General features: G+C 64.5%; 13 protein-coding genes and 1 pseudogene. 13 read left to right on the forward strand and 1 reads right to left on the reverse strand.

Annotated features, from left to right (window positions below):
- The 12 genes and pseudogenes from CEJ42_RS25325 to CEJ42_RS21880 all read left to right on the forward strand — a co-directional run.
- Positions 1 to 119, forward strand: a pseudogene (locus CEJ42_RS25325) (type VI secretion system tube protein Hcp); the annotation flags it as partial.
- Between the two features lie 20 nt (positions 120 to 139).
- On the forward strand, positions 140 to 556 hold the full coding sequence (tssE, locus tag CEJ42_RS21830) for a type VI secretion system baseplate subunit TssE (protein WP_079217156.1): 417 nt from the start codon (positions 140 to 142) through the stop codon (positions 554 to 556).
- A 115-nt stretch (positions 557 to 671) separates the two neighbouring features.
- Entirely contained in the window at positions 672 to 2,396 is a 1,725-nt protein-coding gene (gene tssF / locus CEJ42_RS21835; protein WP_088752536.1) for a type VI secretion system baseplate subunit TssF, read from the forward strand.
- The gene (gene tssG / locus CEJ42_RS21840; protein WP_088752537.1) at positions 2,360 to 3,346 is read left to right on the forward strand and encodes a type VI secretion system baseplate subunit TssG; all 987 of its coding nucleotides are present in this window, start codon (positions 2,360 to 2,362) and stop codon (positions 3,344 to 3,346) included. The genes tssF and tssG overlap by 37 nt, the downstream gene beginning before the upstream one ends.
- A gap of 76 nt (positions 3,347 to 3,422) precedes the next feature.
- Positions 3,423 to 6,062 carry a type VI secretion system ATPase TssH gene (gene tssH, locus CEJ42_RS21845; protein WP_088752538.1) on the forward strand — a complete coding sequence of 880 codons (2,640 nt, stop codon included), beginning with the start codon at positions 3,423 to 3,425 and terminating at the stop codon, positions 6,060 to 6,062.
- 135 nt (positions 6,063 to 6,197) lie between these two features.
- Complete coding sequence (locus CEJ42_RS21850; protein WP_088752539.1) at positions 6,198 to 9,104, forward strand: type VI secretion system Vgr family protein; 2,907 nt, start codon at positions 6,198 to 6,200, stop codon at positions 9,102 to 9,104.
- A 16-nt stretch (positions 9,105 to 9,120) separates the two neighbouring features.
- A complete protein-coding gene (locus tag CEJ42_RS21855) occupies positions 9,121 to 11,811 on the forward strand; it encodes a DUF2169 family type VI secretion system accessory protein (RefSeq protein ID WP_088752540.1) in 2,691 nt (896 codons plus the stop codon).
- A gap of 13 nt (positions 11,812 to 11,824) precedes the next feature.
- Positions 11,825 to 12,886 carry a pentapeptide repeat-containing protein gene (locus tag CEJ42_RS21860; RefSeq protein WP_088752541.1) on the forward strand — a complete coding sequence of 354 codons (1,062 nt, stop codon included), beginning with the start codon at positions 11,825 to 11,827 and terminating at the stop codon, positions 12,884 to 12,886.
- Between the two features lie 28 nt (positions 12,887 to 12,914).
- On the forward strand, positions 12,915 to 13,574 hold the full coding sequence (locus tag CEJ42_RS21865) for a DUF3540 domain-containing protein (protein WP_088752600.1): 660 nt from the start codon (positions 12,915 to 12,917) through the stop codon (positions 13,572 to 13,574).
- 42 nt (positions 13,575 to 13,616) lie between these two features.
- Positions 13,617 to 14,012, forward strand: a complete 396-nt coding sequence (locus tag CEJ42_RS21870) for a DUF4150 domain-containing protein (RefSeq protein ID WP_088752542.1) — start codon at positions 13,617 to 13,619, stop codon at positions 14,010 to 14,012.
- Between the two features lie 7 nt (positions 14,013 to 14,019).
- The gene (locus CEJ42_RS21875; RefSeq protein WP_129587816.1) at positions 14,020 to 16,860 is read left to right on the forward strand and encodes a type VI secretion system Vgr family protein; all 2,841 of its coding nucleotides are present in this window, start codon (positions 14,020 to 14,022) and stop codon (positions 16,858 to 16,860) included.
- A gap of 22 nt (positions 16,861 to 16,882) precedes the next feature.
- Complete coding sequence (locus CEJ42_RS21880) at positions 16,883 to 17,662, forward strand: hypothetical protein (RefSeq protein ID WP_088752544.1); 780 nt, start codon at positions 16,883 to 16,885, stop codon at positions 17,660 to 17,662.
- Between the two features lie 18 nt (positions 17,663 to 17,680).
- Here the strand turns inward: CEJ42_RS21880 and CEJ42_RS21885 are convergent, their stop codons facing one another.
- Positions 17,681 to 18,508, reverse strand: coding sequence for a hypothetical protein (locus CEJ42_RS21885; protein WP_129587817.1), 828 nt, complete (start codon positions 18,506 to 18,508; stop codon positions 17,681 to 17,683).
- A gap of 251 nt (positions 18,509 to 18,759) precedes the next feature.
- Between CEJ42_RS21885 and tssJ the strand changes: the two genes are divergently transcribed.
- Positions 18,760 to 19,527 (forward strand): type VI secretion system lipoprotein TssJ, encoded by a 768-nt coding sequence (gene tssJ / locus CEJ42_RS21890; RefSeq protein ID WP_129587818.1) that lies wholly within the window; start codon positions 18,760 to 18,762, stop codon positions 19,525 to 19,527.

Consider the following 19,527-nt stretch of genomic DNA (forward strand, 5'->3'; position numbering starts at 1 on the left):
CGTCGAACCAGCAGATGGGTCACATGGAAGACATCGCGTTCACGTACGAGAAGATCACCTGGACCTTCGACCCGGACGGCATCGAGGCCGAAGACTCCTGGCTGGCGCCGAAGTCGTAAGCCGCTGAGCGGAGGGCGGGATGCGGGAGCGCCGATTGCTGGAAAGGATCGCCAACTGGAACGAGGCCGATGCCGAGCGCACCAGCCAGACCCAGGTGGACATCCTCGTGCGCTCGGTGAACGACCATCTCGCCCGCCTGCTCAACACGCGCCAGGGCAGCGTGCCCATCGATCCTTCCTTCGGCGTGCCGGACTTCACCAACCTGGCCGGCGGCACCGGCCGCGGTTCGGTGACCGAGATGGAAGACGAGATCCGCCGCATGGTGCTCAAGTATGAGCCGCGCGTGAAGTCGCCGCGCGTGGTGCTCAACGCCGAAACCACCGACGTGCTGTCGATCCGCTTTTCGCTGCAAGGCACGCTGGAAGTCGACAACCGCGAGATCCCGCTGCACATCTCGACCACCGTCGGCGCCAACGGCAAGGTCAGGGTCGGCTGACGCCGCCCGGGGAGACCCTTTGCACCAGGCCACGCGCGCATCGCGCGGCACCTGATGCAAGGCGTTTCGCTTTCATCCACATTGCTGCACAAGGCATCACAACAAGCCACCCGACATGTTCAATCGATACTACGAAGATGAGTTGAACAAGCTCAAGGGACTGGCGGTCGAGTTCGCACAGAACAATCCGGCGCTGGCGCCCATGCTCTCCGGCTCGTCGGCCGATCCCGACGTCGAGCGCCTGCTCGAAGGCGTGGCGTTCCTCACCGGGCTCACGCGCCAGAAGCTGGACGACGAGTTTCCCGAGTTCGTCCAGGAGCTGGCCAACCTGCTGTTCCCGCATTACCTGCGCCCGGTGCCCGCCACCACCATGGTCAGCTTCACGCCCAAGGCGGCGCTGGGCGAGACCGCGCGCGTGGCCGCCGGCACCGAGCTGGCCTCGCTGCCGGTGGACGGCACCGCCTGCCGCTTCGTCACCAGCGTCGACCTGGACATCGAGCCGGTCCACCTGGCCGACGCCAACCTGTTGAGTCACGCCGGCGCGGCCCCGATGCTGGTGCTGGAGTTCGAGATGGCCGGCGTGGACCTGGCGCAGTGGCGCGCCGACCGCCTGCGCCTGTTCCTGGGCAGCGGCTACAGCGAGGCCGCCAAGCTGCTGCTGCTGCTGACCAACCACGTGACCCAGGTGCGATTGTCGGGCGACGACGGCGCCCGTTTCGAGCTGGGGCCCAAGGCCATCACGGCGGCCGGCTTCGGGCAGCCGATGCTGCCCTATCCGGGCAACGCCTTCGCCGGCTACCGTAACATCCAGGAGTTCTTCGTGCAGCCGGAGAAATTCCTGTTCGTCGACCTGGTCGGCCTGCAGCAATGGACCACCCGCCGCGGCGGCCGCTTCTCGGTCTACATCACGCTGGACCAGCTGCCGGCGTGGGCGCCGGAGATCCGCCCCGACAGCTTCATGCTCAACATCGTGCCGGCGGTCAACCTGTTCCCGCACGCGGCCGACCCGATCAACCACGAGCATCGCGTCACCGAGTACCGCGTCATGCCCGAAGGCCGCGTACGCCAGCATTTCCAGATCTATTCGGTGGACCAGGTGGTGGGTTACCAGCAGGGCATGTCGCGCGAGCGCACCTACGTGCCCTTCGGCCTGTACCGCCACGACCGCCGCGGCGACCGCCTGTCTTATCGCACCACGGTGCGCAGCGCCACGGTGGGCCAAGGCAATGAACTCTACCTGTCGGTGAACTACCCGGCCGGCGACACGCCGCTGCCGGAAACGCTGTCGCTGCGCCTGACTTGCACCAACGGCACGCTGCCCGAAAGCCTCAAGCTGGGCGACATCAGCCAGCCCACCAGCAGCTCGCCGGACCGTATGAGCTTTCGCAACATCCGCACGGTGTCGCCGGCGCTGAATCCGCCCACCGGCGAGGCGCTGCTGTGGCGGCTGATTTCGCACGTGTCGCTCAATTTCCTGTCGGTGGCCAACGCCGCCAACCTGCAGGCGCTGCTGAACCTGTACGTGTTCCCGGAGCGCCAGGAGCAGGGCCAGGAGGCCGCCAACCGGCGCCGCATCGAAGGCATCCAGGACGTCACCGCCACGCCCGAGACGCGACTGGTGGGCCGGGGCAGCGTGCTGCGCGGCCAGCTGGTGCGCATCAAGTGTCGCCAGGATTTCTTCGCCGGCATCGGCGACATGTACCTGTTCGGCTGCGTGATCGAGCGTTTCATCGCCGATTACGCCGGCATCAATTCCTATACCCGCGTCGAGATGGAAGACGCATTTTCCGGAGCAGTCTTCAAATGGCCGGCCCGACTCGGACAACAGCCGCTTCTGTAAAGGAAGACCTGCTTGCCCGCGGCGAGCGCTATTCCTATTTCCAGGCGATCCGCCTGCTGCGCCTGTTCGAGAAGAACACGGGGGCCGCGCGCGCGGAGAACCTGCGCATCCGGCCCAAACTGTCGCTGACCTTCCCCGACAACGACGTCGACGCCATCGAGGCGCGCCCGCAGGGCGGCTACCGCATCACGGCCAACTTCTTCGGCCTGTACGGCGTGTCCTCGCCGCTGCCGACCTATTACACCGAGGACCTGTTCGAAGAAGAGCGCGAGGGTGGGCATGCCCAGCGCGAGTTCATCGACATCGTCCATTACGCGCTGTATCCGCTGCTGTTCGACGCCTGGTCCAAGTACCGCCTCGAGCAGCGCGTGGTGGAGGACGGCGACGCCGCCGCGCTGGGCCACATGTTCGCCTTCGTCGGCCTGGACGACGAGGAGCTGCGCGTCGGCCTGCTGCCCGGCAGCGCCGGCCTGCTGCGCTACGCCGGCCTGCTCAACCAGCGCCCGCGCTCGGTGCTGGGGCTGCGCACCATGCTGGCCGACGCCTTTCCCGGCGCGCGCGTCGAGATCGACAGCTGCGTGCCGCGCACCGTGGGCATTCCGGCCGACCAGCAATGGAGCCTGGGCCGGCAGGGCACGCAACTGGGCGAGGAGGCCTACCTGGGCAGCCTGATCGACGACTACGGCAGCACCTTGCGCATCCGCCTGGCCGACCTGCCGCAGCCGTTGTTCCACCAGCTGCTGCCGGGCGCGGCCGGACACCAGCGGCTGCGCTTCCTGACCCGGTTTTACCTGATCGATCCGCTGGACGTGGAAGTGGAGCTGGACCTGCTGCACGAGGAGGCAAGGCCGATGCGCGCCAACGGCGCCCAGTGGTCGCGCCTGGGGCTGGACACCTGGCTGGCGCCGGAGCAGGCGGCCGAGCCGACGGTAGTGAAATTCATGCTGTGATGCCGGGGCTGGGCGCCATCGATGCCGCCGGAACGACGCCAACCATCAATGAAAGTCGCATTCAAGGGAGAGTGAAATGCTGCTGGTCGAACTGAAACCCCTGGTAGGCCGCCTGAACGGCTACAGCAAACAGGCGCTGGAAGATGGCGTCGGCCTGTGCGTTTCGCGCGGGCATTACGAGATCACCGTCGAGCACCTGCTGGTCAAGCTGTTCGACGACATCCAGTCCGACATCCCGCTGCTGCTGCGCCAATACGGCGTGGACGCGGCGCTGGTCAAGCGCGCGCTGGACAAGTCCATCGAAGACATGCGCACCGGCAACGCCGGCCGCCCGGCCTTCTCGCCGCTGCTGCTGGAGCTGTTGCAGGACGCCTGGCTGATCGCCTCGGTCAACCTGTTCGAAGGCCGCATCCGCTCCGGCGCCATCCTGCTGGCCTTCCTGGCGCGCGCCACCTATTACGCCACCGGCGACTACGCCACGCCGCTGCGCGCGCTCAACCGCGAGACCATGCTGGGCGCGTTCGGCCAAGTGTGCGGCGCCTCGATCGAAGAGTCCGCCGCCGGCTCCGGCGAGGCCGGTTCGGCCGGCGAAGGCGCCGCGCCTTCCGGCGACGGCAGCGCCATCGCCCGCTTCTGCGAAGACTTCACCGCCAAGGCCCGCGCCGGCAAGATCGACCCGGTCTTTGGCCGCGACATGGAGATCCGCCAGATGGTCGACATCCTGGCGCGCCGCCGCAAGAACAACCCGATCTGCGTGGGCGACCCCGGCGTAGGCAAGACCGCCGTGGTGGAAGGCCTGGCGCTGCGCATCGTCACCGGCGACGTGCCCGAGTCGCTCAAGGACGTCACCATCCTGGGCCTGGACATGGGCATGCTGCAGGCCGGCGCCAGCGTCAAGGGCGAGTTCGAGAATCGCCTGAAGGGCGTGATCACCGAGATCAAGTCCTCGCCCAAGCCCATCATCCTGTTCATCGACGAAGCCCATACCCTGATCGGCGCCGGCGGCCAGGCCGGCACCTCGGACGCGGCCAACCTGCTGAAACCGGCGCTGGCGCGCGGCGAGCTGCGCACCATCGCCGCCACCACCTGGGCCGAATACAAAAAGTACTTCGAGAAGGACGCCGCGCTGGCGCGTCGCTTCCAGCTGGTCAAGCTGGATGAGCCGGACCTGGCCACCGCGGTGCTGATCCTGCGCGGCCTGAAGGAAAAATACGAGGACGTGCATCGCGTGGTCATGCGCGACGACGCCATCGTCGCCGCCGCCGAACTGTCTTCGCGCTACATCACCGGCCGCCAGCTGCCGGACAAGGCGGTCGATCTGCTCGACACCGCCTGCGCGCGCGTGAAGGTGCTGCAAAGCGCCAAGCCCGATGTGCTGGAAGACAAGGAGCGCCTGATCCAGGCGCTGCAGCGCGAGAAGGGCGGCCTCGAGCGCGACCACGACAACCTGCAGCCGGTCGACCTGGCGCGCCTGGGCGAGATCGACGGCCTGCTGGTCAAGGCCGAGGAAGAAGCGGCCGCGCTGCGCGAGGTCTGGCAAGGACAGAAGTCCGCCGCCGACGCGCTGCTGGCCGCGCGCGCCGCCCGCAAGAAAGCGCGCGAAGACGGCGCTGCGGAAGAAGAACTTGCGAAGCTGGTGGCCGATATCGAAACCGCCAGCGACGCCTTCAAGGCAGCGCAAGGCAAGGAGCCGCTGGTGCGGGTGGACGTCGACCCCGACGTGGTGGCCAAGGTGATTTCCGACTGGACCGGCATCCCGGTGGGCAAGATGCTGCGCGACCAGGCCGAGACCGTGATGAACATGGAAAAGACCCTGGCGGCGCGCGTGCGCGGCCAGGACCACGCCATGCACCAGATCGGCGAGATCCTCAAGACCGCGCAGTCCGGCCTGCGCGACCCCGAGCAGCCGCTCGGCGTGTTCCTGCTGGCCGGCCCGTCCGGTGTGGGCAAGACCGAGACCGCGCTGTCGGTGGCCGACATCCTGTTCGGCGACGAGAAGTCCACCGTCATCATCAACATGAGCGAGTTCCAGGAGAAGCACAACGTCAGCCGCCTGATCGGCTCGCCGCCGGGCTACGTCGGGTATGGCGAAGGCGGCGTGCTGACCGAGGCGGTGCGCCAGCGCCCCTATTCGGTGGTGCTGCTGGACGAAGTGGAGAAGGCCCACCTGGACGTGCTGAACCTGTTCTACCAGGTGTTCGACAAGGGCATGCTGTCCGACGGCGAGGGCAAGGAGATCGATTTCTCCAACACGGTGATCTTCCTGACCTCCAACCTGGCCACCGACGTCATCACCGAGATGACCGCCGGCGACGAGAAGCCCGACCACGAGACCCTGCTGGCCGCAGTGCGCCCGATCCTGTCGGCGCACTTCAAGCCGGCGCTGCTGGCGCGCATGACGGTGATCCCTTACTTCACGCTGGCGCGCGACGCGCTGGCCGGCATCGTGCGCCTGAAGATGAACAAGATCGTCAGCCGCCTGGCGCGCAACAACAAGATGAAGTTCACCTACAGTGACGCCGTGGTCGACCAGATCGCCGCCCGCTGCACCGAGGTCGAGACCGGCGCGCGCAACATCGACTTCATCCTGCGCGGCACCGTCATGCCGCTGATGTCGCAGGAGATCCTCTCGCGCATGAGCGGCGAGGTGCAGCCGACGGCGGTGACGCTGGAGGTGGCCGAGGGGGGCGGGTTCAAGGTGGAGTTTCCGGCGTAAGCCGACCCGTTGCCGGACGCCGGCGGCGGGTCGCCGCGCATGTTACAGCCGTAACCCGGCTGTAACGGCGCGGAAAGCCGCGCCGGTCAGAATGTTCCTCGTTATCCACAGCAACAGGAAAAATCGGAGTCGGTCATGGCCTCGCTTACCCACAAGATTGCCGCCAACAGGCGTTTCGAGTTCTCGTCCTCTGCCTACGGTGGTGACAACCCGTTCGACCTGGTCAGCATGGAAGGGTACGAGGCGATCTCCCAACCGTTTCGTTTCGAGCTGATATTGGTCAGCGACAACGCCGAGATCGACTTCGACGCCATGCTGCGCCAGCCGGCCAGCATGCGTATCTACGCGCCGGACGGCGCTTCCCACGTTCCCTATCACGGCATATTGGCCGCATTCGAGCAGCTGCATCGGGCCGACGGCTACGTGTTCTATCGCGCTGTCCTGGTGCCGCGTTTATGGCGACTGTCGCTGTTTCGCGTGTCGGACGTCTATCTCGACGAACGGGATATCACGGGCATCATCGAAGGCGTGCTCAAGGGCAGCCGCTTCAGCAGCGACGATTATCAGATGTCCACCAACGGCAGCTACCGCAAGCGCAGCTTCGTGTGCCAGTACGAGGAGAGCAACCTGGCCTTCATCTCGCGCTGGATGGAGAAGGAGGGCATGCATTATTACTTCGACCATGACGGGGCCGCTGAAAAGCTGGCCGTGGTGGATCGCAAGGAGTCGCTGCCGGCGAAGGCACTCGCAGTCAATTACCGCCCGGTGGATGAGCTCGATACCGGCGCCGCAGCGGATTCGGTACAGGCGTTCGTCTACCGGCAGAAGCCGCTGCCGCATCGCGTGTTGCTGCAGGAGTACAACTATCGGAAGGCTCACCTGGATCTTGCGGCCGAGGCGGTCGTGGACGAGCAAGGCGTGGGCGACGTCATGATCTATGGCGAGAACTTCCGTGACGAGGAAGAGGGAAAACGCTATGCCTCGCTGCGCGCCGAAGAAATCATCTGCGGCGCCCGTGTCTATTCCGGCGAGTCGACTGCGGTCGGGTTGCGCACCGGGCATTTCATGGAACTGGCCGGCCACTACCGCTCCAGCTTCAACGCCAGGTATCTCGTCACCGAGATGCGCCACCAGGGATCGCAGGCGGGCGCGTTGCTGGCCGGCATTCGCAGTCCCTACAGCGATGAAGGCAAGACTACCCATTACAGCAACAGCTTCCAAGCCATCCCCGCCAACGTGCAGTTCCGCGCCGAACGGGTCACGCCGTGGCCGCGCGTGGCCGGTACGATGAACGCCAAGGTGGATTCCGAAGGCCTGGGCGAGATGGCGGAGATGGATGAGTTCGGTCAGTACAAGGTGCAGCTGCCGTTCGACCGTCCGGGCAAGAACGCCAACAAGGGCTCGGCGCGCGTGCGCATGGCCTCGCCGTATTCGGGTTCCGACCACGGCATGCATTTCCCTTTGTACAAGGGCGCTGAAGTGCTGCTGACATTTACCGACGGCGATCCGGATCAGCCTGTCATCGTCGGTACGGTGCCTAATTCCGAGAATCTCAGCATCGTAAGCAACCGCAATGCGGACCGCAATGGCATCAGCACCAAAGGTGGCAACCAGATGTACATGAGCGACGCGAAGGGCAAGGAGGCGATGTGGCTGCATTCGCCGTTCCATAACAGCAGTATCGGCATCGGCTCGACCGACCCGCGCGGCGGCGGTAGTCTGGCGTTCCTGACCACGGGCTCCAGCGAGTCGATTACGGTCGGCAACAAATTCGATGCCTCTCTGGCCTCCAGCTCATCCCTTTCGGTCGGCACGAGCACCAGCCTGAGCGCGGCGCTGAGCACCTCGGTCAGCGCCGGCTATGCCTTCGATATCTCGTTGGGCAGCAGTTTTTCGTGGAAGCCGTATGGAAAGGCTTACGGGCTCATCGAGGATGGCGGCACGACCTTTCAGGACAAGGGCGAATTCAAGGCCGGCAACGACATGATATTTACCGCCGGTCATCAGGATGTGGCCAGGGCCGCGGGGCTCCAGAAGCTCAACAGCGATCTCAAGAAGATGGCCGGCTGGAATCTGGGCGTCAATCTGGCTGTGGCGGTCGCGGCTGGCGTCAGTTTGGGCACGAGAGGCAGCGACCAGGAACAAAGCGACGCGGACTATCTGAAGCAGAAAAAAGACGATGCCACCAAGGTCGCGGAGAAAAAAGCTGAATTCAAAGCGAAGAATTCGAGCTTGAGCGATGAGGACGCGCAAGCCCTCGCTGAACGCGCCGTGAGCGCGGAATCCTATCAACCGTCGACCGGCAGCCAGCCCTTCATGAAAGGTGACAAGCGCTATACGGCGATCGGACTCTCCGCCGCCAATACCTTGGCGGCCTCGCTTACCACCGGGGTCATGTTCGCCCAGATAAAGAAACTCACCGAGAAATTTGGAAAGCAGTACGAGTTCCTTAAGCCGGTGGGCATCATGAAGATGGACAAAACGGGATTGCTTGCTGCCGCCGATTTCGGTTCGCCCCGGAAACGCAGCGCACTTTCTCTGACCACGAATGGATTTTTCCTCGGATTCCGTGAAAAGGGACGGCATCTCGACAGTAAAGATGATGTAGCTACGACGGATGACGTTTTGCGAAACTCAGCCGATAGTAAGGCGAGAACCGTCGCGATGTGGTCTGCCGGTGGTGAGCTCAAGATGCGTGCCGCCGATTCGGTCAATATCGGCGTTGTCGATACCAGTCTGAAAATTAACGGGGACGAATTGGTTGCAACAGTCGAAAAGAAGGTCGCAGTAACGGCCAAGGAAAAACTGGCTTTTGCGGTTGACAGTAGTTCGATCACCATGATGGGAGATAGTCTCGAAATGGCCTGCGGTGGTAGTGGCGTGGTAGCGGAGAAAGAATCGCTATTTCTCTGCGGGCCGGGTACGGCATCGATCAAGATTGAACGAGCAAAGGTCTTGCTAGCTGCGCCGAATGAGGCTGGCCTCATGGAGGCCAGCGCCGTAGGTTTCAAGATCGACGGCTCACTGGTTAAGTTGGGATGAAGCGGAGACAACAGTTATGAAGATCTTCAAACCGGACAATCTCGCCCTGCTGTACCGCAACTTCCGCCTGGGCCAGGACAAGCTGCTCTCGCTGGGCATGATGGCGCTGTTCCCGCTGGGCCGCAGCGGCATCCCCGAGCTGCTGGGCGAAGCGCAGCTGTGGCAGAACGTGGCCAAGGCGCTGGGCGCCGATGCCATGCTCGATGGCGGGATGCCCAAACCGGCCGGCGAATTCTTCGTCTACGGTGCGGCGCATGCTGGCGAGGGAAAACAAGTCCAGCAGATCGAGGTGATCGCCGGCGTGGCGGGCCTGCGCAAGTCGCTGTATGTGTTTGGCGACCGCCAGTTCGGGATGATGAATGCCTCCGCGCCGCAAGCGTTCTCGCTGATGCCGTTGACGCGCGAGCGGGCCTTCGGCGGCGAAGGTTTCAACGCCAACCCGATGGGCAAGGGCTTCGCCGACGTCAAAGGCGTCGACGGCCAGGCCGTGCGCCCGCTGCCCAACGTCGAATCTCCCGGCCAGCTGATGGTCAGCCGTGGCGACAAGCCGGCGCCGGCCGGCTACTGGGCGCTGCCGGTAGATGCCGAGCAACGTACGCGCCTGCTGGGCAAGTTCGACGATCGCTGGCTGCAGAAGACTTGGCCCTATTTGCCGGAAGACACGCATGCAGAGTATTTCCACGAGGCGCCGGTCGACCAGCGCATCAAGGGCTTCTTCCGTGGCGACGACGCATTCGAGCTGGTCAACCTGCATCCGCAGCAGCAACGTATCACCGGCCGCCTGCCGGCGCTGCGCGCACGCTGTTTCGTCAACCAGCGCCAGGGCGCCATTGATAAGTTCACCGAGCTGGAGACGCGCGCCGAGACGGTGTGGCTGTTCCCCGAACTGGAATGCGGCATTGTGCTGTATCGCGCCACCGCGCGCGTGGCCGACGACGATGCCGACGACGTGCTGCATGTGATGGCCGAATGGGAGGAGCTGGCGTCGGCGCCGTTGTCCTTCGATCATTACCACCAACTGTTCAATAGCCAGTTGCCGGGCGCCGCCGCCGCGGTGGAGGCCGCTGGGGCAGAGGTGTTCGCCCCGGAGGCATCTGTGCCGGCAAGCGCGCCGGCCATGCCCGCCGTCGCGGCGCCGGCGGCTGTGGCTGCCGTTGCGGCGGTCTCGCCGGAGATGGCGGAGTTGCAGGCGATGGTCGCCGAGCTGGAGCAACAGACGCGCGCAATGATGGACAAGCATGGCCTGACCGACAAGGACGTCGAGAAATATCTCCAGCCCGAGCCGGCCGATGAGGCGCCTGTCGCCGAGGGCAGCCTGGAGCAGGAAATCGCCAAGGCCGAGGCGGAAACCCGCAAGCTCATGGAGCAGCACGGCCTGACCGACAAGGATGTCGAGAAATACATCGCGCAGCCTCAGGAGGAGGCGCCGGCCAGCCTGGCCGAGATGAAGCGGATGATGCTCGACATGGAACGCCAGAGCGACCAGATGCTGGCCGATGCCGGGCTGACCAGGGACAAGGTGCGCGAACTGATGGCGGCCAATGCCGATACCGCCCATCTCGCCGCCGAACTGGATGCGCCTCTGTCCAGCGTGGAGCAGATATTTACTCAACTCGAGGCGCTGGATGCGGCTGCGCTCCCTGCTGTCGCAGCGGCCACGGCGGTTCCCGTGCTCGCGCCGCCGGCGCCGGCCGTGGAACCGGCTCCCGAGGCCAAGCTCACCCGCGAGCAGGTGGTGGAGCGTCACGCCGCCGGCCGCAGCCTGGCCGGGCTCGACCTGACGGGCCTGGATCTGTCCGGCCTGAACCTGCGCGGCGCGGATTTCTCCGGCGCCTTGCTGGAAGGCACGCAGTTCAAGGGTAGCCAGCTGGGCGGCGGCGTCTTTGAGCAGGCCCTGATGGCGGGCGCCGATTTCAGCGAGACCGATCTCGCCGGCGCGCGACTGGTCAAGGCCAGTGCGTCTTCCGCCAATTTCGTCAAGGCGCGTCTGCATGAAGCTGATCTGAGCGGCGCCGATTTCACCGGCAGCGATTTCGAGGGCGCGCAGTTGCAACGCTCGATATTGCTGGGCGCGACCTTCGACCAAAGCAAGATGCCGGGTCTGCTGGCCGCCGGCTGCGATGCCGCACAGGCCAGCTTCGAGGACGCAAGGTTGGATGGGGCCGATTTTTCCGGCGCGGCGCTGCAGCGCGCGCGTTTCAACGGCAGCGCGCTGGCGCAGGCCCGTTTCGACGGCGCGCGTTGCTCGCAGGCCGAGTTCTACGGCGTACAGGCCGCGCAAGCCAATTTCGCCGGCGCCGACCTGGCCGCATCGCGTGCAGACGGCACCAGCCTCTTCGACGGCGCCTCGTTTGCAGGAGCGGTCCTGCAGCGCGCGGCATGGGACGGTGTGTCCATCCGGCAGGCCAACCTGGAGCAGGCACTGCTGGACGACGCCGACTTCAGTCGCGCCCAGGCTGCCGGCGCACGGTTCCTGCGCGCCTCGGCCAAGGCGGCGCGCTTCGACAAGGCGGATCTTTCCGGCGCTGACCTGAGCACCATCAATCTGTTCAAGGGATCGATGCGTTCGGCCAAGGTCGGCGATGCGCGGATGCAGATGGCCAATCTGTACGGTGTGGATTTCCATGAAACGGTTCCGGCGCGCGCCGCGCTGGAAGGTTCTGATATCAATCGCACGGTGCTGGCGCTGCGCGGCATGAAGACATGAGCGGAGGCAAGCGATGGACGCGCAACAACTGATTGAGCAATTGCAGGCGCAGAAGTATCTGGCCGATGCGGATCTGTCCGGCCTGGACCTGTCCGGCGGCGATTTTTCTCAATGCCATCTGGAACGGGTGAAGCTGGTGGGCGCGATCTTGCGCGGCGCCAATCTGGAAGGCAGCACCCTGCAGCAATGCGATCTGTCCGGCGCTGTGCTGGAGCAGGCGGTGTTGACGCAGGCGCAATTCGTGCAGATCGGGTTGAAGGGCGCTGTCCTGCGCGGCGCACGCGCGGAGTCGGTCTCATTTGACGGCGTCGATTTTGACGCGGTTGACGCCGGTGCAGCGGATTTCAGCAGCGCGTTTTTCTCCTCTTGTCGCTTCGCCGGAACGCGGATGCAGGGTGTGCGCCTGTTCAAGGCGGATTGCCACGCCTGCAGCTTCGAGTCGCTGGACCTGGCGCAGGCCGACCTGACGCGCTGGACCGTACTCGACAGCGACCTTTCCAAGGTGACGTTCAGCCAATGTCGCATGGAGCAGGCGTATCTGCGCAACTGTGCGCTTGGCGGCCAGCGCTTTCCCGGTTGCGACCTGACCATGGCCAACTTCCACGGCTCGCAACTGCAGAAGGCTGATTTTTCCAACGCCGTACTGGACCGCAGCAGCTTCATTGCCGCCGATCTTAGCGAGGCCAATTTGTCCGGCGTGCGCGGCACGTATGTCGGCCTGGTGGAGACGCTGTTGCACAAGGCCGATCTGTCGCGCGGCATGTTCGAGATGTGCGACGCTACCGATGCCGACTTCGGCCAGGTGCGCGCCGGCCAGTCGCGCTGGCACATGTCGGTGTTCAAACGCGCCAAGGCAGCCGGCGCCGTTTTTTCCGGCGCTCAATTGATCTATTGCGACTTGTCGCACGCCGACTTTTCGACTGCCGATTGCAGCGGCGTCGACCTGTCCGGCGCCGACATCCACGGCCTGCAGCAAAAGGATACGCGATGGGATGGCGCCAATTTCGACGGTGTGCGGCCCACCGACCCGATACAGGAAAAGGCCGAGCAGTGGCAACCGCGCCAACCGGCCTGAACACAGACAGAAAGGGAAAGGAATGACGATGAACAACGCACTGGTTTCCATGACCCGCCCCGGCGCCGAGGCTGCCGTCGGCTTGCACTACGCGACCGTGACCGGCCGCAGCGACAAGTGGTATTTTCTGGGCGCCGCCGACATCGGGCGGGCACAGCGCGCCGACAGTTGCCTGGTCGAGCCCGATTGCGGCGACACCGTGCTGGTGTGCGCCGGCGGCGGCAACGCCCCGGCCTACATCCTGGCGGTGCTGGCCCGCGCCGAGCGCGATAGCGCGGTGCTGGCCTTGCCCGGCGGTGTGGCGCTGAACACCGACCATGGCAAGCTGACGGTCAGCGGCCGCCAGCTGGAGATGGCGGCGACCGAAAGCCTGACGTTGCATGCACCGAAGCTGGGTGTAGCGGCATTGCTCGGCGAGCTGAAGTTCGGATCATTGGAGACCTCGGCGCAGCAAGTGCAGGCGCGCTTCGGCGCGGTAAGCCTGATGGCCAGGGCCTTGAACTCCACTGTCGGTCGGCTGGTGCAGAGAGCGAAAAACAGCCTGCGATGGATCGAAGGGCTGGACGAGACACGCGCCGGTCGAGTGCGAGCGCAGGTGGAAGGGCGCCATGAAGTGCGCGCCGGCCATGCCACCCTCATCGCCGAGGGCCAGGTCAAGATCGATGGTACGAAGATCGACCTGGGTTGATCCCGCGCATCACCGCAACCTGAACACCACCAAGGACACATCATGTTCGCAGTCACCAAGCAGAACGGCCAGTGCATGTCGCCGGCGGATGTATGCAAGACCCCGGCCCCGCCGGCGCCGCCGATCCCGGTTCCCTATCCCAACATCGCCATGCCGATGATGGGCAATCCCGCCACCACCAAGGTCATGATCAGCGGCATGCCGGCCCTGAACAAGGCCTCGAAGATCCCGATGAGCAACGGCGACCAGGCCGGCGTAGCCGGCGGATTGGCCTCCAGCAAAATCATGGGGCCGGTGGAATTCGTCATGAGCAGCATGAAGGTCAAACTGGAAGGAAACCCGGCCGTGCGTCTGGGCGACACGACCAAGCAGAACGACGGCAACACGGTCGGCGCGGTAACTGCACCCAGCCAGTCCAAGGTCATGATCATGAGCTGAACGCGCCTTGGCGCACATCAGCAAACCACAACTATTGACACAGGATGTACGTCGACGTCTCGTCGACCGCACGAAGAATATGAGCAGCTTATCTTCCAGGCTTGACGCCAACAAACGTTTTGATTTTCAGTCGGAGGCTTTTCCCGGCGGCGGCACGGCAGCCAAATTCGATGTGATCGAGCTGACCGGACGTGAGGAAATTTCTCGCGGCTTCAGCTTTGAAATCACGCTCGTCTCCGACGATGGCGATGTCGATGCCAAAGCCATGCTGGACAATATCGCCCGGCTCAATATCTATACCCCGTCTGATCGTACCAAGGGCAAGCCCTATGTTGGCCGCGTCGAGCTATTTGAGCAGCTCAACAGCGTCAATAATCTGCATTTCTATCGGGCCGTGCTGGCGCCGCGCATATCCGTCCTGTCGCGCTATCGCGTCAGCGAGGTGTATGTCGGGATGAAGCTGAGCGCGATCTTCGACGCGGTGATCAAGGAGGAAAATCGCCTGACGGCTACCGACTATCAGATCGCTCTGACCGAGGATTGCGACCGGGAGCTGCCTTTTGTCTGCCAGTATCAGGAGTCTCATCTCGATTTCCTTTCGCGCCGCATGGAGCGCGAAGGGATCTATCACTTCGTCACCTACGACGGCAACGGGCGAGACAAATGGATGATCGTCGATGATGTCGTCAAGTTGCCAGCGGCCGTGAGCAGCGTACGCTATGTGCAGGACGGCGGCTCGGACCAGACTGCCGGCGATGTGGTGCTGAGCTTCATTTGTCACAACCGTCCGCTGTCTCATCGCGTATTGTTGCAAGACTACAATCCGCTGGACGCCAAGTTGGGCACCTTGTCGAGCGAGGCCGAGATCGACGCGAACGGCATCGGAGACATCATGCTGTATGGCGAACACTTCGCCGACGCAAAAGAGGGAGCGTTCTATGCGGGTCGTCGGGCCGAGGAACTGCGTTGGCAGGGAGAAGTTTTTGAGGGGAGCGGGGCGTCGGTGGCCTTGCGCTGCGGCCACTTCATGCAGCTGTCCGGACATCCCAAAGCGTCTTTCAATGCAGAGTTCCTGATCACCAGGGTAGTGCACGAAGGATCACAGGCGGCGACGCTCCTGGCCGGTGTGCAGAACAGTCCTTACAATACCGTGATCAGTACGTTCTACCGCAATACATTCAGCGCTATCCGCCGCAAGGAGCGCAGTGATCCGAAGAAGAGCATTCAGTTCCGTCCTCAGCGCATCACGCCTCGCCCCGCAGTCGCCGGCAGTTTCAGCGCCACCGTTGAAGGGGAGAGCGCTGATAGCCAATACGCGCAGATTGACGCCAGCGGCCAGTATCGTATCCGCCTGCATTTCGGGCGCGCCAAACGCAATGCAGGCAAGGCATCGGCGCCGGTTCGCCTGTCGGTTCCGTATGCCACCGGCGCCGCCATGGGCATGCATTTTCCATTGCTGGCGGGTGCAGAGGTGCTGCTGTCGTTCGTGGATGGCGACCTGGACCGCCCCTATATTGTCAATGCAGTCGCCAATTCCGAGAACACGAACCTCGTCAATTTGGCAAACAAGCAGCTCAATCGCATCGTTACACCCGCCAACAATTCGATCACCCTCGACGACACCCGTGGCAAGGAAGTGATCAAACTGAGTTCGCCTACCGACGATGCCATCACTGTGGGAGGCGGCACCGGGTTCTTCTCCGCGAGCAGCAGCAATGCGGTATCGGTGGGCGCCACCAACAAGATCTCCGTCGGCCCCAGCACTTCGATTTCGGCCAGCACCGATACTTCCATCAGCGCCTCGCTGGCGACCAAGATTTCGCTGGGCATGAGCCTGAGCTATTCGCTCAGCCAGGACATCAAATGGAACTCCAAGTACAGCAAGAGCCTGTCCATCGATGACGGCGACAGTGTTTCGTTCAAGGATGACGGCAAGGTCAAGTCGACCAACAGCTACGTCATATCGGCCGGCCAAAGCGTGGATATGCAGGCGCGCACACTGGCCATCGAGGCGGCCAAGAGCACACTCGGCCGGGGCATCGCCACGGTCGCGGCGGTCAACTTTGTGTTGGGCGGGACGATGGCCGGCGTTCTCGGCGCGCTCGGCGAACAACGCAGCAAGAAAAATACCTACGCCAAGGATACGCCGGTCAACTACGGCACGATGATCGGACAGATGACAGGGACCGCCGTGACCACCGGCGTGGGCATCGCGGTGATGCACAAGCTGTTCCAGAAGGTGGCCGAGCAATACAAGACGCTCAGTTACGCGAGCAATATCAAGGTGGATGGATCGGGCATCCGCGAAACCTATGAAGGTACCCGCTCCTTTACCGAGGTGAAAGGAAGCAACGAAGGCCTGAGCTTTCTGGCGATGCCGGTTGCGCAATGGATGGTGCTCAATCCGGTGGTCGATGCGCCACCGACTTATCCGCCGCTGGCCAGCCCGGTCGCAGAGAGCAATACGTCGTCGTTCAAACTGAGCAATGCCGGAGCGGCCACGTTGTTTACCGGCACCAAGGTGGATGTGACGACTGCCGCAATCAACCTGAAAGCCAATAGCCTGAAATTCGCAAGTACGACCGGACAGGCCAAGGTAGAGGTCGCAGATGCCGCATTCACGACCACCATTGGTACGGCCAGCGTAAAGATGAGCAGCCAGAAGCTGAAAGCCGAGATAACGGGAGGAGGCATCCTCGCCATCAATAATCAGGGCGCCGGCATGAAGATGGGCAATGCAGCCGTAGCTGTTGCGGCCAGCGGCGTGAAGCTGAGCATGGGCGGCGCCGCGCTGAGCCTGAAGCCGGTCAGTGTGACCCTCGATGGAAGTCTGCTCAAACTTGGATGATGCCTTATCGGCAGGAGAACACATGAAAACCATCTGGATCACTTCCCTGGCCAAGAACCCCGCGCGGGTGCAGGCCTTCACCGCCGTCCTGAAGCGTTACGGCCTGGAGGCCAAGGGCCACTTCTGGACCGACGAGCCGGCCAAGATGGCCTGGCGCGTGGCGCTGGATTCGCTGGTGGAGGCCAAGGCCGATGTCTGGCTGGTGCTGGCCGACGACGAGGAAATGGCCAAGCCCGGCGTGCGCTACGGCCTGTCGCTGCTGGCCGCCTCGCTGCGCGAGGGCAGCGGGCACGGGTTCCCCATCGTCGCGATGTGGCCGGGCAAGGCGCCGGCGGCAGACGCGTTGCCGCCCCTGTTGCGCGACGCCCTGCACCTGGAGGAAGCCAATGCCGCATGGCCGGCCAAGATCGTGGCCAAGGCCAACATGCCCGGCAAGGCGCAGGCGCCGGAGTATCGGCTGAACGTGGCCGGCGATGAAAAGCTGGGCCAGTGGTTCGAGATCGGCCCGCGCGCGGGCAACTGGGACGGCGTGATGTTCGGCGTGGCCGGCGAGGGCGCCGAGATCGATTTCCAGGCCGTGGGCGAGGCCGGCGGCCTGCCGGAAAAGACCGTGCTGGAGTATGCGCAGCAGGGCATGAAACTGCAGCTGGGCGAGACCGAATACACCGCCTGGGCGGTGCGCAACCAGGTCGGTCCGGGGCAATCGTACTACGCGCGCGTGAAGGGTTGTCCGGCGTCGGTGCTGTTCATGCCGTATGCGGAAGGCGGCGACGCCGAGGCGACGGTGCTGCGGCTGTCCTGAACCGGGCCTGGGCCGCGCTTATTCGACCCGCACCCGCGCCGGCCCCACGGCCTTGCCGGTGGCGTCCAGCAGCACCGCCTCGCCGGGGTCGAACGGCACGTCGACGCTGTAGTCCTCGCCGTTGAAGCGGTAGCCGATGCGGTACAGCGAGTCCTCGTGGGAGGTCAGCAGTTGCGGGCCGCAGGTGTTGTCGCGCACGAAGACTTCGGCGGCGATGTCGCCGTCCGGATCGGACGGCGGGGCGGGCGGTACGGCCGGCGGGAAGACCGCGTCCCACAGGGCCTTGCCGACCAGCGCGCCGGCCATGGCGCCGGGCAGGGTCTTCTTGTAGCGGTCGTGCTTGCCCAGCTTGTCGGCGATGCCGCCGCCGATCATGGCGCCGGCTACGCCGCCGGGGCCGACGAAATAGCCGCCCAGGCCGCTGCCGGCCACCACCGGCAGCATCCATTTGCGGGCGACGGCGTCCGAGGCCAGGCGCTTCAACAGCCAGCCGCCGGCCACGCCGCCCATGGCGGCGCCCACCAGCGGCATCAGGTTGCGGGTGAAGAAGGGTTTGGCGTTGTCCTCGCGGATGGCGAGGTCGCGCTGCGAGATCAGGGTGTCCCAGCACTGCTCGCCGACGCTGCGGTCGCGGTTCTGGGAGGCGTAGACGTAGAGCACCGGCGCCACCGTGGTCTTTTCGGCCGGCGGCTGGATCTGGTCGAAGTCGGGCAGTTTCAGCGGCCCGGCCTGGGCCAGCGCCGCGGCCAATAGCAGCACGGCGCCCAGCGCGGCACGGGTCTGGCCCGGTCGGCGCAGCTCGGCGGCAGGTTGGCGGCGGCAGGCGGTCATGGTGGACGCAGGCATGGTTGGCGCCTTCGGGCGCGGCGGGAACGCGGGAAACCTCTACCGGGATGCTAACGCCATCCCGTACGGATTTGAAGATATTTGATGTGTTGACCGAATTACATCTGACATAGAGCCGTAAATCTGCGTGTAATTGCTGGTTTAATTGGTGATTCTTGTAAGAAAATTGCAGCATAGGCGGATTCCGTCCCGTGCCTGGCGCGGCCGGCGGGGTCCCACAGCAGCGGCGCCGGGCGCCATGAAAAAAAGGTTTGGCATTGCAATCCGAACGTACACGACAGGGAGACCGCACAGGGGGCGCCGGGCGCCGCGACCGCCTGCCCGGCTGGATGGCCTGGGCCGCCGTGGCGCTGGCCGTGGCCATGGGCGCCGGCTGCGCCGCGGCCAATTCGGCCATGGGCGGCAACAGCCGCAAGGACGCGCTGGCCGAGGTGGCCTGGGAGTTCGCCAAGGACGGCGTGATGCTGGAGGTGGCGGCCGAGCCCAACCTGAACCGCTACGGCAACGAGCCGCACACTCTGCTGGTGGGGGTGTACCAGATGGAGGATTCGGCGGCCTTCTACAAGATGATCGCCGATCCGGCCGCGCTCTCCCGGAGCCTGGCCGTCAACAAGGGCAATGAAGGTTTCGTGCAGTTCACGCGCTATGTGGTCGAGCCGGGCCAGCATTCCATCCTGGTGCTGGACCGCGCGCAGAAGGCCAAATTCATCGGCGTGGTGGCCGGCTACTACCAGATGAGCGGGCCGACCTCGGCGCGGCTGTTCGAGATCCCGCTGACGGTGTCCAGCGAGGGCATGGTGTCCAAGACCTGGAAGGCGGCGCCGGCGCAACTGGCGGCGCGCCTGAATTTCGGCGCCGACGCCATCGTCAACGCCGAACGCCTGAACTACGACCCGAGCGAGAAGAAGATGCAGCAAGCCGTCCCGCTGGACGGCGGCGGCAAGGAAATCAAGCTGACCGCCGACAACATCCAGGGCGCCGTGCAGGCGTACCAGGGCCTGAAAAAGATTGGGGATTGA

This window comes from Herbaspirillum robiniae, assembly GCF_002213415.1.
Classification (GTDB): Bacteria; Pseudomonadota; Gammaproteobacteria; order Burkholderiales; family Burkholderiaceae_D; genus Herbaspirillum; species Herbaspirillum robiniae.